The sequence below is a fragment of the Acinetobacter sp. TW_SC_4 genome (assembly GCF_054861205.1).
In genome coordinates, this window is record NZ_JBSLRK010000002.1 from 93,255 (window position 1) to 106,730 (window position 13,476).

13 protein-coding genes and 1 pseudogene are annotated in these 13,476 nt (G+C 38.7%); 10 read left to right on the forward strand and 4 right to left on the reverse strand.

The annotated features are described in order from the left end of the window. Positions 1–5 precede the first annotated feature (5 nt). On the reverse strand, positions 6–1,487 hold the full coding sequence (locus ACWM1W_RS15985; RefSeq protein ID WP_375726196.1) for a TolC family protein: 1,482 nt from the start codon (positions 1,485–1,487) through the stop codon (positions 6–8). 232 nt (positions 1,488–1,719) lie between these two features. Between ACWM1W_RS15985 and ACWM1W_RS15990 the strand changes: the two are divergent. From ACWM1W_RS15990 to ACWM1W_RS16015, 6 genes and pseudogenes are all read left to right on the forward strand, one after another. Continuing rightward, a pseudogene (locus ACWM1W_RS15990) lies at positions 1,720–2,588 on the forward strand (IS982 family transposase). A gap of 147 nt (positions 2,589–2,735) precedes the next feature. After that, positions 2,736–3,725 carry a biotin synthase BioB gene (gene bioB / locus ACWM1W_RS15995; protein ID WP_004812090.1) on the forward strand — a complete coding sequence of 330 codons (990 nt, stop codon included), beginning with the start codon at positions 2,736–2,738 and terminating at the stop codon, positions 3,723–3,725. A 65-nt stretch (positions 3,726–3,790) separates the two neighbouring features. Then, positions 3,791–4,501, forward strand: a complete 711-nt coding sequence (locus ACWM1W_RS16000; protein ID WP_375726195.1) for an alpha/beta hydrolase family protein — start codon at positions 3,791–3,793, stop codon at positions 4,499–4,501. Positions 4,502–5,015: 514 nt separating this feature from the next. Further along, complete coding sequence (locus ACWM1W_RS16005; protein ID WP_375726194.1) at positions 5,016–7,211, forward strand: TonB-dependent receptor; 2,196 nt, start codon at positions 5,016–5,018, stop codon at positions 7,209–7,211. A gap of 73 nt (positions 7,212–7,284) precedes the next feature. Next, complete coding sequence (locus ACWM1W_RS16010; RefSeq protein WP_375726193.1) at positions 7,285–7,569, forward strand: hypothetical protein; 285 nt, start codon at positions 7,285–7,287, stop codon at positions 7,567–7,569. Beyond that, on the forward strand, positions 7,570–9,087 hold the full coding sequence (locus ACWM1W_RS16015; protein WP_375726192.1) for a PepSY-associated TM helix domain-containing protein: 1,518 nt from the start codon (positions 7,570–7,572) through the stop codon (positions 9,085–9,087). Positions 9,088–9,651: 564 nt separating this feature from the next. Here ACWM1W_RS16015 and ACWM1W_RS16020 read toward each other — a convergent pair. After that, positions 9,652–10,197 carry a helix-turn-helix domain-containing protein gene (locus ACWM1W_RS16020; RefSeq protein WP_375726190.1) on the reverse strand — a complete coding sequence of 182 codons (546 nt, stop codon included), beginning with the start codon at positions 10,195–10,197 and terminating at the stop codon, positions 9,652–9,654. 92 nt (positions 10,198–10,289) lie between these two features. Between ACWM1W_RS16020 and ACWM1W_RS16025 the strand changes: the two genes are divergently transcribed. From ACWM1W_RS16025 to ACWM1W_RS16040, 4 genes are all read left to right on the forward strand, one after another. Continuing rightward, complete coding sequence (locus ACWM1W_RS16025) at positions 10,290–11,168, forward strand: DMT family transporter (protein ID WP_375726201.1); 879 nt, start codon at positions 10,290–10,292, stop codon at positions 11,166–11,168. Between the two features lie 119 nt (positions 11,169–11,287). Further along, positions 11,288–11,590, forward strand: coding sequence for a type II toxin-antitoxin system RelE/ParE family toxin (locus tag ACWM1W_RS16030; RefSeq protein ID WP_000286964.1), 303 nt, complete (start codon positions 11,288–11,290; stop codon positions 11,588–11,590). Continuing rightward, positions 11,591–11,872, forward strand: coding sequence for an addiction module antidote protein (locus ACWM1W_RS16035; protein WP_000985610.1), 282 nt, complete (start codon positions 11,591–11,593; stop codon positions 11,870–11,872). Between the two features lie 91 nt (positions 11,873–11,963). Then, positions 11,964–12,305, forward strand: coding sequence for a hypothetical protein (locus ACWM1W_RS16040; protein WP_104472901.1), 342 nt, complete (start codon positions 11,964–11,966; stop codon positions 12,303–12,305). Positions 12,306–12,429: 124 nt separating this feature from the next. Here ACWM1W_RS16040 and ACWM1W_RS16045 read toward each other — a convergent pair whose 3' ends face one another. Together ACWM1W_RS16045 and ACWM1W_RS16050 are read right to left on the reverse strand one after the other, a co-directional pair. Continuing rightward, positions 12,430–12,861 (reverse strand): MarR family winged helix-turn-helix transcriptional regulator, encoded by a 432-nt coding sequence (locus tag ACWM1W_RS16045; protein WP_375726189.1) that lies wholly within the window; start codon positions 12,859–12,861, stop codon positions 12,430–12,432. A 6-nt stretch (positions 12,862–12,867) separates the two neighbouring features. Next, positions 12,868–13,296, reverse strand: coding sequence for an organic hydroperoxide resistance protein (locus ACWM1W_RS16050; protein WP_005108699.1), 429 nt, complete (start codon positions 13,294–13,296; stop codon positions 12,868–12,870). Between the last annotated feature and the right edge of the window lie 180 nt (positions 13,297–13,476).

The window sequence follows — 13,476 nt, forward strand, 5'->3', positions numbered from 1 at the left end:
CTCCATTAGCGAATATAGTGGGTGTTGGCATGTTGAATGTAGGTTGGAAATTCTGCAATCGAGCCATGGCTTTGTAATAGGGTAGCCAGTGACATCACATATTTGTAGGCATTCAAGGCAGTTTCAGCTCGTAGTCCGCTCAGCATATTTTGTGCATCGATGACCTGTGTGGCGGTGCCCGTATCTTCTTTAAAAGACAATTCTTGGATGCGTAAATTTTCCTGTGCGGCTTTCAAGTTTTGTGCCAGAAGCGCATCACTTTGCTGTGCACTAAGTGCTTCGCTATAAGATTTATAAATCAGATTTTCAATTTCCTGCTGGGTGCGTGCAGTAAGCAATTCTGTGGCAGAGCGTTTGAGTTCGGCAGCCTGAATATTTTTGTTTTTATCGATCCCAGAAAACAGGTTATAGCGTGCGGCAACCCCGACAATCCAGTTTTCATTTTGATCCAGACTATATTCGCCAAAAGCAAATACATTTGGTTTTTTCGCTGCTTGCTGGGCTTTGACATTGGCTTGGGCCAATTGGGTATCCAGCTGCATTTTTTGAATCAGCGCAGAGTTCTGACTAAAAGTTTTCAGCAGATGATTTAAGGTCTGTGGCTCGGTTTTATTGACAAATAAAGGCGTCGAAAGCTCGGTGATGCCGCTTTCCTGAAGCAGATTATTCAGCTGGAACAGCGCAGCATTCAAATTGGCCTGCGTATTTTGCTGGCTGCGCTCGGCATTATTACGTGCCACTTCAAATTGCATGCGCTGGCCTTTACTGATAAAACCTTGCTGTTCCATTTTTAAGGCATTGCGATAATGCTGCTGCATGGCATTCAGATTAAACAGCGCAGCTGCATGCAGTTGCTTTTGGAGCTGCACATTAAAATAACTTTGAATCAGTTCAAAACGCTGCGTATCTTGCTGCTGTTTGTTGCTGAGCTGACTACGACCGACCTGAATATTGGCAATTTCTTTGGCACTACGGGTGAGGCCTCCAGTATATATTGGCATAATCACGGAAACAGTGGGGCGAATCACCTGATCTTCAAGGATGACATTAGACGTATCCGGAATCAGACCAACTCCGCTATGAATAGTATTGTTAAGTCCATCACGCAGTGGATCGGTAATACCTGCAGGTAGATCCACGCCATTACTGGCCTCCCACTCATTAAGCCGGCCATTCACGCCTTGAGAGAGTGAATTCTCCAGATTATTTTTAAATTGCTTTAATGGAATATCGACTTCACTGTGAAAGGCATAGGCACGAACATTCAGGTCGACTCGTGGCAGACCTATACCTTTCACTGCTTCAGCTTCAAGTTTTGAAGCTTGTTCCAGACTTTGATAGGCTTGGCTGCTATAAGAATTTTGCAACAACTGACGTTCAGCGTCCTGAAAGCTGATGCTCTGTGCATGAGCAAAGCTGCCATACATCATCGATGCAAGCAGATTTAAACCCCAGACAAACTGTCTTTTATTTTTTTTTAAGTTCATAAAGTCGCTAAACTGATTTAAAGCCGGTAATGTTATCCGGCTAGTATAAATCAAAGGTTCGTAGATAGAACTAGTGTAAAGTTATAGTATTGTTTCTTGTACATTTGTCTATAAAAAAGGAAGCTTATACATCCTTAATTAACCCGAATCGCGGATAAGAAATTGACTTGAAAAATAAGAGGACTAGAGCCATCAGTTGAGTTACCACACCAAACTCACAACTCTAGTTCTGATGTTCAATAGTACCGAATTATTCTGCGTAATTGATGATTTTTCTTAAATTTGAATCAACTTATTGAGAGTTTCTCAAACAAAACCGTGGTTCCTTAAGAATCAGAACTGCTCAATTTACAATTTCAGAAATCTGCTTTATTGCCATTTGGTACAAATGCTCTCATTTCAATAATTTCAAAGCCTTTTTTTACCTGGTTAAAAGAAGGTAAAAGCCATTTATTTAAGTACTTGCCTTGCTATCAAAGGATGATTCATCTAATCAATATGCATGAATTAGCTCTACACGCTTTACATGTGACACTGATGAAAGGCCAAGGTACACAATATTTATGGATTGATTCAACAACTCTGCCAGTTTGTAAAACTCTAAGTATTCAGCATCATAAATCATTAGTCCAAATTGCATCACGTGGTAGAAGCTCAATGGGCTGATTTTATGGCTGTAAATTACATATTGCGATGAATCAATTTGGTGAAATTGCCTGTTCTGCTTTATCGAATGGACATGTTGCTGACATAAAAATGGTTGAGCAATTGGTTGCTGGTGTAGAAGTAAAACTTTACGGGGATCTAGGTTACATCAGCCAAGAATTAAAAACTAGATTGAAATATCAAGTTATTGATTTAATTATTTATCATCGAAAGAATATGCAGGCTATTCAACTTTGTGCATCAGATGAATATCACCTAAGACAACACAATAAGATAGAAACATTATTCAGTTTATTGAAGGGGCAATACAATTTAGTAACGAGTAAAGCACGTAGTCTTCATGGGTTTCTGAGTGGAATTTACGCCTCACTATGTGCATATCAACTCACTCATCAAAATAAGCCAACAATTCAAATTAAGGAATCATCGGCTTAAGCAGGATTCGAGTTAAATAAGCTTTCAAAATAGCTTGATAAACTAAAGCTATTTTAAGCAGGCAATGAATATGAAAGAAAACGCTAAAGAAAAATAAAAAAAACAGCGTATGATTTACTTAATGGAATTTTAGATGATGCAGACAAGATGATCCGTAATGATTGGTCACGTGCCGAAATACAAGAAATTTATGACTTGCCTTTAATGGATTTACTGTTTCAGGCACAGCAAATTCATCGCCAAAACTTTGAACCGAATACTGTTCAGGTCAGTACTCTGCTTTCAATTAAAACGGGCCGTTGTCCGGAAGATTGTAAATACTGTTCGCAATCTGCACATTATGATACTGATCTGGAAATTGAAAAACGCGTAGAAGTACAAAAGGCGATTGCTGAAGCCAAACAGGCCAAAGCTTCCGGTTCGACCCGTTTTTGCATGGGGGCAGCATGGCGTAACCCGCATGAACGCGATATGCCGTATGTGCTGGAATTGGTGCAGGAAGTCAAGAAATTGGGCATGGAAACCTGTATGACCCTAGGGATGCTAAATGCCTCACAAGCGGAACGTCTGAAAGATGCAGGGCTAGATTATTACAACCACAACCTTGATACCTCACGTGAATATTATGCCAATGTCATCAGTACACGTAGCTTTGATGACCGCTTAAATACGCTTGATCATGTGCGTAATGCCGGAATTAATGTCTGTAGTGGCGGTATTGTCGGCTTGGGCGAAGGCGTACAAGACCGAGTCGGTTTGTTATTTGAACTAGCGACTATGCCGATTCACCCGGGTTCGGTGCCCATAAATATGCTGGTTCCTATTGAAGGTACACCACTGGCCGATGTTGAAAAACTGGATGTGATTGACTGGATTCGTACTATTGCGGTAGCACGGATTATTATGCCGAAGAGTTATATCCGCTTGTCGGCAGGTCGTGAATCTCTCTCTGACTCTGATCAGGCACTGGCATTTATGGCTGGAGCTAACTCATTATTTTCAGGTGATAAATTGCTTACTGCCCCGAACAGTGGTGAAGGTAAAGACAAAGCCTTGTTTGCTAAATTAGGCTTAAAAGCTGAAGCTGCCAAGAAAACAGCTAAAGAATTGGCTGTAGATGCGATGCAACCTGCTTAATTAATCGTGTAACGAACAGGGATCATTTCAACTTGAATTGGTCCCTTTTTATTGGAGCAGACAAAATGAAGATACTGATGATTACGGGTTGGGGGCTAGGAACAGCGGTCTTAACCCCGTTTGTAGAACAGTTACGGCAGCAGTATCAAGTTGAAGTATGGGATATTTTTGATCCTAACGTGGAAAGTATTTTGGCCGAAAAAGTTAGGCAGGCGAGTTCTTTTGATGTCTTGATGGGATGGTCTTTGGGTGGACAGTTGGCACTTTTGCTGGCTAATGAAATCCAGCAACAATTGAAAATTGCCAAGCCAGTGATTTGCTGTATGTCAAATCCCTGTTTCGTGGCCAAAGAAGCATGGCCACAGGCAATGCCAGTTGAACAATATACACAATTTAAATCCTCCATACTGGCTGATCCAAAACGCGGGATGCAACGCTTCTGTACCTTGGTCACTTTAGCTGGCGCAGCAGCGCGTGAACGTGCAAAATTATTGCACCAACAGTTAAATAGTATTGATTTAAACTATCAGGTTAAGCATCTTTATCTATTGCAGCAATTAAATCTAGTGGATATCTTAAAAAATCATTCAGTCAAGATGCTATTTATATTTTCCGAGAATGATATGTTGGTTCCTTACAAAGTTAGTCAAGAATCCGTGTTTTTAACAACCCAAAATCTGAATTTGGTAAAAATACAGGGCACGCACGATGCCATCCTTTTTGATGCCCAGTTACTCGTTGAGCCAATTTTAAAATTTTTAGCCGATCTGGCTTAAGCAAAAAGAGATTATTAGCTCTTGACGTTTCATTTTCAGATTTAACGCGCTAAGATCAGTTTTAGTTTTAATATCAGTTTTAGTTTTAATAATTGGGGTAAATTCTGTGCAGGACGCTTTTGATCAACAGCATATTTGGCATCCTTTAATTATAAAGTTCCTCTAAAATTAACATAATACAGATTATACGAAGCCCTGACCCTAGATCAGGGCTTTATTTATCTCTACCTTAGATTTCAATAAGTATTGATTCGCCTGTAGAACAGTCGCCATTACGCCATTGCCAGTTTTCAACTAACTTAATTTTCCCATTGGCTTGGATCTCAATCTCAGTATTACATTCACCTATACTCTAAATATACACATCTGAATAAAGAGTTTTTTCTCATTCATCAGAAGTTGAAAAAATAAATACTAGGTTAAAATACAAGTAAAAATGTAACAAAAATTTTACATTTATAATGATAATGACTATTATTAGCATCATTATTAATGTTTGTGAAAAGGTTTAAAAATGCGACTATCTCAATTTAGTCTGTGTTTTCTTACAGTAGCTATTTCTTCACATTTGTACGCAGAAGAGTTTGGTCCTGCATCAAAGGAGCCTGAAAGTTCAGGTCAAACAATAAAGCTTTCTCCTATTGTGATAACAGCAACCCGTACCCCTAAAACGATTGCTGAAGTTGCAGGAACTGTACAGACCATTCAGGGTGAAGAAATTGCTCAACAGGCTGGAGCGAGTCGAAAAGTCGCAGATGTTTTAGCGCAGCTGATACCTTCATTGGCACCAAGCAGCGGGACCAGCAGTAATTACGGTCAGACCATGCGTGGGCGGAATGTACTGGTGATGATTGACGGAGTTTCACAGACGGGTTCGCGCGATGTGGCGCGTCAGCTCAACAGCATCAGTCCGAATATGATTGATCATATCGAGGTGGTTTCAGGTGCGACCAGTATTTATGGTTCAGGTGCGACGGGCGGGATTATTAATATTATTACCAAACGTGCGGACAAATCGAAACCGGTCAGCTTTCAGACCAAGTTAGGCCTGACATCGGCTGATAATTTCCGTCGTGACAGTTTGGCTTATCAGGTGGGGCAAACCGCTTCATTTAGTCATGACAAGATGGACGGTTTTTTAGGGGTAGATTTTACCAGTCGGGGTTCTCAGTTTGATGGTAACGGTGACCGTATCTCGTTAAGCCCTTGGCAGGGCAGCACGATGGATACCAATACGCTTGATGTGAATGGTCGTTTAAACTTTAATTTAACCGATAAGCAAAGCTTAAGTTTTGGTGCACAATACTATAATGATGAACAGGATACCGAATATGGTCCTGACTATTCTTATCTGCAAACCGGGACACAGCCTTCTTATAAAGCCATTAAAGGGTGGAGTTTAGATCAACAACCCTTTACAGAACGCTATGCGTTTAATACCCAGTATCAAAACCAGGATTTCCTGGGACAAATTTTGAATGTTGAAGCGTATTACCGTAATGAAAAAGCGCGTTTTGTACCGTATGGTTATTCCAAAGATGGCGTGAATGTAAAGCAAAGCCAATCCAATGTGGACTATGCAGGAATTCGCTCTACTGTTCAATCTGACCTGCAGGTGGCCGAGCGAGATTTAAAGCTGACCTATGGTCTGGACTATGACTGGGAAAAAGACCATCAGTGGGCTGATTTCTATACGCCAAGTCACAATGGCCTGGTCTATACCCCGACAGGTGAAAAACAAGGTTCTGGACCGGATACAGAAATCCAGAATATTGGCACATTTGTACAAGGGGATTATGCACTGACGGATCGTCTAAATGTTCAGGCTGGTGTACGCTATCAGTACGTTCAGGCAGACACTGACAGTTATTTAACTGCACGCAATCCGATTACTTTAATGGCGGCTGACTCTACCGATGCTGACAAGTTCCTGTTCAATTTAGGTGCAGTCTATGAGTTAACAGACTCGCAGCAAGTTTATGCCAACTTCTCACAAGGTTATAGTTATCCCGATGTACAACGGGTGCTGCGTGATGTAGCCGCCTATACCTTAACGACGTCAGGTATTGCACCGATCACGGTCAATAGCTATGAATTGGGTTGGCGCTTAAATCAGGACGACGGCCTCAACTTGGGTCTAACGGGTTTCTATAACACTTCCGATAAAGTTGTACAGTTCAACGCTGACCGTTCAGTAAATGTGGTAGATACCGATCAACGCATTTATGGAGCAGAAGCGACTGTAAGCTACCCATTTATGGAAAACTATAAGGTCGGTGGTACCTTGGGTTATACGCGGGGACAGTATAAAGATGCCGCAGATCACTGGCATGAACTGAATGCCTTTGCTGTTTCCCCGGTGAAAGGCACTCTGTTTGCTGAATGGAATAATGATGAAGGCTATGGTGTGCGTGCGCAAATGCAAGCCATTAAAGGCACAGACGAAGCCTACAAAGATGACCAGGCATTAAAAGCCGCGGGTTTAACTGATGGTAATAGTGCAGCAGAGATTAAAGGCTATACCACTATGGATGTCTTGGCCCGTTTCCCTGTAGCGAAAGGCCGTGTCGATTTTGGTGTCTATAATGTCTGGGACAAGCAGTATAAAAATGTATTTGCACAGCAAGCAGCCGTAACCAATGGCAACTCCCTGTTGGCCATCCCTGCTGAGGGTCGTACTTTTGGCCTGAGCTATACCATTAATTATTAATACTCACCCAAGAAGTATCTGTCGCCGTACAGATACTTCCTCATTTCCTGATATGTGATGAAAGATAAGGTCAATGGATAAACAGAAACCGGAATGGTTATCTATTCAAGAAATTTTTTATATCTGCTTGGCCGCTTATGGCTATAGCCTATGGATCTCTTGGGTTTTACCGGATTATTTGCCCTTTGCAAAAGCTGAAAATATCTATTTATCCGCTCTTCTAAGTTTTATTTTTCTCATTTTTTATATTGTTTTAGTTCCTTGTAATCCCTCTAAATTATGGCAAAAGAGAATCAATTATCTTAGTTATATTTTACTGCTGGGCTATTGGATCATAAGGAAACTGGGAGAACATTAAATGCAATTTCGCCAGGTACAGGCAACTTTACACAGCTGGTTCGGTATCGTTGTATTGTGGTCAGTTTTCCTGATTTTTTTTACCGGGTCTATTGCCTATTTCAGAACTGAAATCAATCTCTGGTCTAAACCAGAAAATTTTTTATATCTAAAAGCACCTCCCAGTTCCCTTGAGTCGGCCCAGGTTGCCTATGATTATTTAAATACCCATGCGCCCGATGCAAAAAGATGGCGAGTGAATCTTGCCACTTCCCGAATGCCTTTTAACACTTTGGAATGGCAAGACCAAGCCAGTAAGTACCATAAACTTCAAGACCCGAATACAGGCTTAATTTTAACAGAGGGTCGGGAAAGTCTGGGGGGCGACTTCTTTTTTAAATTACATTACAGTCTTTATCCTTTGCCTGATGTCGTGGGTAGAACGCTTGTGGTGATTGTAGGGGTTCTATTTCTCATCGCATTAATCACCGGGATATTTACCCATAAAAAAATAATTAAAGATTTTTTTGTATTCCGGAGTTTCAAGGGACAGCGTACCTTATTGGATTTACATCATATTACCGGTGTAGTGACCCTGCCTTTTTATCTGATTATGGCCTTTACCGGTGTCATGATTTTCTTCTATCTGCTCATGCCTATGGGTATTAATCAACAATATGGCCAGAATGGAATAAAAAAGTTTTATAGTGAAATACAATATAGCAATGTTCCAAAACCGGCAGAAGATTCAGGTATTCAATTAAAAGAATTCTCCGTATTTTCTCGTCAATTACCTCAGCAGGGGAGTAATGGGGCTGTTCTGGAAAAAATTGAAGTCAAAAACCCAAATACTGCAGAAGCGTTAATTACTTTTAATTATGGATATAACAAATTAATTACTTTCAATAATCCGCAATTTATTTTTGCAGCAAATACCGGACAGAATCTGAATTCCGAAAGAAATCTGCATCCTGTCGCTCAAATAAGCTCAGCAACTTATGGTATTCATTTAGGATATTACGCCAGTCAATGGATGAGGGGGATACTAGCGAGTTTAGGTCTCGTCGGTTGCATCATGCTGGTCGCAGGGGCTTTATTGTGGCAAAAGAAACGTATTAAACAACAACATACCTTAAGTTATAATGTGGTTGCTTACCTTAACTATTTCACTTTTCTGGGCTTGCCATTTGCGACAGCCATGTATTTTTTGGCTAACCGGATTTTAACGGCCAGTCTTGAACAGCGGATTCAGTATGAGTTAGGCATATTTTTTATCAGCTGGGTGGGTATTGTATTCATTGCGATGCTGGTTAAAATGCAAAAAGCCATAGTTTTGGCCTTTATCTTCACTGCTGTTATTTTATGGATGACAGTATTCAGCCCGATCGTCTTGGCTCCTCAAACATTCTTCTTTAATACCTTGCGGCATCAGCAATGGTCTGTAGCAGGAGTTGATCTTGTATTGATGCTCATCGCCACGGGATATATATTTGCCTGTTTTTATTTCAAGAAAATAAAGCTTCGTGAGGTGGCCAAATGAGCCTGGCTGCAATATTGTGGGCAATTGTTGCAATGATGCAGCTGTGTATGACCACTCAAAGTGGAATGAATAAACTTGGGTATCCTTTTTTAAGCTTTCATTACTCTCAACCTTTGTTAAAAATATACTCAGTGATTTTTCTGGCACTGTCTTTATATCTGAACTGTCTGGATAACGGTTTTTCAGTGGGAATAATGACTTGGATTTTCCTAGTCATAACTTTAGCATTTTTTATACATATTTTATTTTTTCATAAATTTAGAGAATATTTCTTTATTCTGTGGATGTCCTCTGTTCTTTTAGCTCTATCTTATTCAATGTATAAATTTATTTAGTAAAGAGATGGCAGTCCAGAATACAAATTAAAAAAGGGTCTGTAAGTTTTTCTTAAAGGAAAGAGTGAATTTTCCACTAATTCACTATCCATTTAACATAATGGGCGTTATACGAAGCTATAAAACTGAGTTTATAACACTGATTTTTATGTATTTTTTAAAGTTTAAAGCCTAGACCAGTGTCTAGGCTTTTTCATTTCGTATAATAACCATTATGTTGAATGATCTGCTAATGAATAACATTTCTCACAAATTTTACCTGTTCATCACTTTTATTATGATATGAGTACAAAGTAGAGCTGGAAAAAATAAACGAATCTTCAGGGCCTAGAATCTTAAATTGACCTTTAATTTCAAGTGTTAACTCTCCATGGATGATATAGAGCATTTCTTTCCAGCCTTCTGGATCAGGTTCAGCTATATAAGAATCGCCAGCTGCTAGTGACCATATCCACATTTCTGTCTGTGTACCGTTATCCACTGTACCCAGTAAATTTGCATAGCTTTCTGTATGATTGCCTTTCCAAGCTAAGATATTTGTACAAGAGTGTTGAATTTTTGAATCTAGCGGACTAACTAAAGTACTAAAACTAATATTTAGGGCATTTGCTATAGCATCTAATTTAGCCAAACTAATATTTATTTGATCTGCTTCTAAAGCAATTATTGTACGTCTGCTTACCCCTGAACGATCAGCAAGCTCTTGTTGAGTCAGTTCTATTTTCTCTCGAAAAAAACGAATATTTTTTCCTAAAAATTCAAGGACAGTGTTCATTCTGAGTATTCACAAGTTTAATGTGCAATATATTGCACTATAAACAAGATGGATGCAATAATAGTGCAGTATATTTCACTTTAGATTTTGTAATGTCCTTAATTCATGTCTTAAAAGAAAGATTACCTCCTGAGATCGTACTTGTATTTATAACTATGATTTGGGGAGGAACCTTTTTAGCTGTTCACTATGTCCTTAATTACACGACTCCTATTTTCTTTGTTGGTTGCCGATTTCTGGTTGCTGCTATGATTTTGCTTATTTTTATGTTTAAGTATCTAAAAAAGATAAGTAAAGATGATGTTATTGCGGGTATTTCGATAGGTGCCGTACTAGCACTTTCATACGGACTTCAAACTATAGGTTTAAAGACGATAACAAGTAGTGAGTCTGCATTTTTAACAGCACTATATATTCCTCTTGTACCAATATTAATCTGGATTTTTTATCGGAAGCTTCCAAATATCTTTATTTGGATTGGAATATTTTTTTCCTTTATTGGTTTGATACTTCTAACAGGGAATGATTTTAGGGGCGTTAACTTTAATTTAGGACAAATTTTTACTCTTTTGAGTGCGCTGGGAATAGCCCTTGAAATCATTTTGATCAGTAAGTTTGCAGGTAGAGTCGATTTAAAGAATGTCACTATCATCCAATTAGTAGTAGCGTCTATTTTCTGTTTTTTTATCATGCCTTTCGCAGGAGAAACGGAAATTCCTAATATTTCATGGCAACTCGTAGTAGTTACATTAAGTCTGGGATTTGCCAGCACACTCATTCAATTTGCTATGAATTGGGCACAACGTACTGTAGATCCTTCTAGGGCCGCTATTATCTATTCAGGTGAGCCTGTTTGGGCAGCAATATTCGGAAGGCTGGCAGGAGAGCGTTTACCCTTTTTAGCTCTTATTGGTGGGCTTTGTGTCATTTTAGGAATATTAATTAGTGAGATAAAAACTAAAAAGAAATAGTTTTATTATTGAGTTTCTCTAAAATTAACATAATAGGCGTTATACGAAATTCTGTTATAAGCCCCATACATTCAAGTTTATTTCTTGCATAAATGTATCCTATAGGATACATTACTCTTATGTACTCAATATACACCACTGAAGTCTTTGATGACTGGTTTACTAAGTTAAAAGACCAGCAGGCAAAAAGGCGTATACAAGTCCGAATTGATCGGGTTGAAGATGGAAACTTTGGAGATACTGAGCCAGTCGGTGAAGGTGTCTCTGAATTACGCTTCTTCTTTGGACCTGGCTACAGGATCTATTACTGTAAGCAAGGGCAAAGGGTCGTTATTCTTTTAGCAGGCGGAGACAAGTCTACGCAAAGTAAAGATATAAAACTTGCCCTACAACTAGCACAAGATTTAGAGGAGGAGCTGTAAATGGCTATCAAACTTCGTAAATGGGACAGTGCTGAACATCTTAAAACAGAAGAAGATATGCAAGCTTACCTACAAGCCTGTATAGATGAATCTAATGGTGATGCGGCATTCATTGCAAAAGCTTTAGGTAATATTGCTAAAGCTAAAGGAATGGCTCAATTATCAAGAGACACAGGTTTAGGCCGAGAAAGTCTTTATAAAGCACTTTCTGGCGATGTAAATCCAAGCTTTGATACTGTCATTAAAGTGGTAAAAGCACTGAATTTACGCTTAGCAATTTAAAAAAAACTAGTAAAAAAGGGAGCTTAAAGCTCCCTTTTTCGACTTCATATAACGTGTATTATGTTAATTTTAGGGAAATTAAAGAGCAGAAATGAACTTAAATCTAAATAATAAAAAATTTGTAAATGCTAAAAATACATCTAATGGAGAAGTATCTCACGAGACTATTTTTAATTATTACCAAGTAGGTGAGCGTATAGAAGCTACCTATTCTGGTGGCAGTATTACCAATGGACATTTACTAGGTTTCATGACTTCTGAAAAAACTTTCACTATGGCATACCACCACATCAATGAGATGAATGAATTACGTATAGGTGAATGTAATACTGAGATTGAGATCCAAGCCAATGGAAAAATTAAGTTAATTGAAAATTGGCAATGGCGTAATGGAGACTGTTCTACAGGCGAATCAATACTTGTTGAAATGTAAGGTAGAAATAAATAAAGCCCTGATCTAGGGTCAGGGCTTCGTATAATCCGTATTATGTTAATTTTAGAAAAATTAATTAATTTTCAGAATCATAGTGACTCATATCACCAGATAATAAGATTTCTTAAATTTTCTCTGATAACACTTTAACCAATGACTTTAATTCTTCTTTTAGTTTATTTAAATTTTCAAGTTGAATACTTTGAGTCAGCTCTTTAGGAATCATTTCTGCGGCAGCTCGTAGCTCTCGACTCTTTTCTTTTAATGAAATAAGGACTCTTCTTTCATCATTAGGATCACGTGATCGATTAATAAGTTCAGACTTTTCCATTCTTTTTAGTAAGGGCGTTAGTGTCCCACTATCCAGGTGTAAAATTTGTCCAAGATCACCCACACTTACACATTCTTTTTCCCATAAAACCAACATCACTAAATATTGAGGATAAGTGAGTCCGAGAGGTGTAAGAAAAGGGCGATAAGCTTTTACGATTAAATTAGATGCAGCATAAATAGGAAAACATAGTTGCTCATCTAGGCAAAGCTGATTCTTGGACATAGCTTTTTATTTGGTATAGACAGTGGTCGATACCTGTATATTACCTCGAATAGCGTTGGAATAAGGACATACTTGATGCGTTTGTTCCACGATCTTCTCTGCATCAGCTTGTGAAATACCTGAAAGAGTGACATCTAAGTGTACTGTTAAGGAAAATCCACCATTGCCATTAGCAACCATGCCAACAGTACTCAGGACTTCTACATCGTTATCACGGATTTTATGTTCTTTATTGCTACGAGTTACATGGATCACGGCATTTCCAAAGCATGCAGCATAGCCAGCTGCAAATAATTGCTCAGGATTCGTTGCATCACCTCGACCACCTAATTCTTTTGGCAAAGCTAATTTTAGTTCTAAGATACCATCTTCACTACGAATATTCCCTGAACGTCCACCGATTGCTTTAACTTGGGTAGAATAAAGATTACTCATTTTAATTACCTTTAAATAATATATTGTGTGCAATATAATTGTATAAAATTTAATTTATGTCAAATTTTTTTATATGCGATTTAACATAATGGCGGTTATGCGAAATATTAGTCATGACTAAGGAATGACTCTTCTAGTTTGGTAAAAGCTGGAGCAGTTTTTAGCCACTCTTGTACGTAT

Coding starts and splice junctions, on each gene's coding strand:
- ACWM1W_RS15985 (WP_375726196.1), bottom strand. CDS start 1,487: ATGAACTTAAAAAAAAATAAAAGACAGTTTGTCTGGGGTTTAAATCTG.
- bioB (WP_004812090.1), top strand. CDS start 2,736: ATGATCCGTAATGATTGGTCACGTGCCGAAATACAAGAAATTTATGAC.
- ACWM1W_RS16000 (WP_375726195.1), top strand. CDS start 3,791: ATGAAGATACTGATGATTACGGGTTGGGGGCTAGGAACAGCGGTCTTA.
- ACWM1W_RS16005 (WP_375726194.1), top strand. CDS start 5,016: ATGCGACTATCTCAATTTAGTCTGTGTTTTCTTACAGTAGCTATTTCT.
- ACWM1W_RS16010 (WP_375726193.1), top strand. CDS start 7,285: ATGGATAAACAGAAACCGGAATGGTTATCTATTCAAGAAATTTTTTAT.
- ACWM1W_RS16015 (WP_375726192.1), top strand. CDS start 7,570: ATGCAATTTCGCCAGGTACAGGCAACTTTACACAGCTGGTTCGGTATC.
- ACWM1W_RS16020 (WP_375726190.1), bottom strand. CDS start 10,197: ATGAACACTGTCCTTGAATTTTTAGGAAAAAATATTCGTTTTTTTCGA.
- ACWM1W_RS16025 (WP_375726201.1), top strand. CDS start 10,290: ATGTCCTTAATTCATGTCTTAAAAGAAAGATTACCTCCTGAGATCGTA.
- ACWM1W_RS16030 (WP_000286964.1), top strand. CDS start 11,288: ATGTACTCAATATACACCACTGAAGTCTTTGATGACTGGTTTACTAAG.
- ACWM1W_RS16035 (WP_000985610.1), top strand. CDS start 11,591: ATGGCTATCAAACTTCGTAAATGGGACAGTGCTGAACATCTTAAAACA.
- ACWM1W_RS16040 (WP_104472901.1), top strand. CDS start 11,964: ATGAACTTAAATCTAAATAATAAAAAATTTGTAAATGCTAAAAATACA.
- ACWM1W_RS16045 (WP_375726189.1), bottom strand. CDS start 12,861: ATGTCCAAGAATCAGCTTTGCCTAGATGAGCAACTATGTTTTCCTATT.
- ACWM1W_RS16050 (WP_005108699.1), bottom strand. CDS start 13,296: ATGAGTAATCTTTATTCTACCCAAGTTAAAGCAATCGGTGGACGTTCA.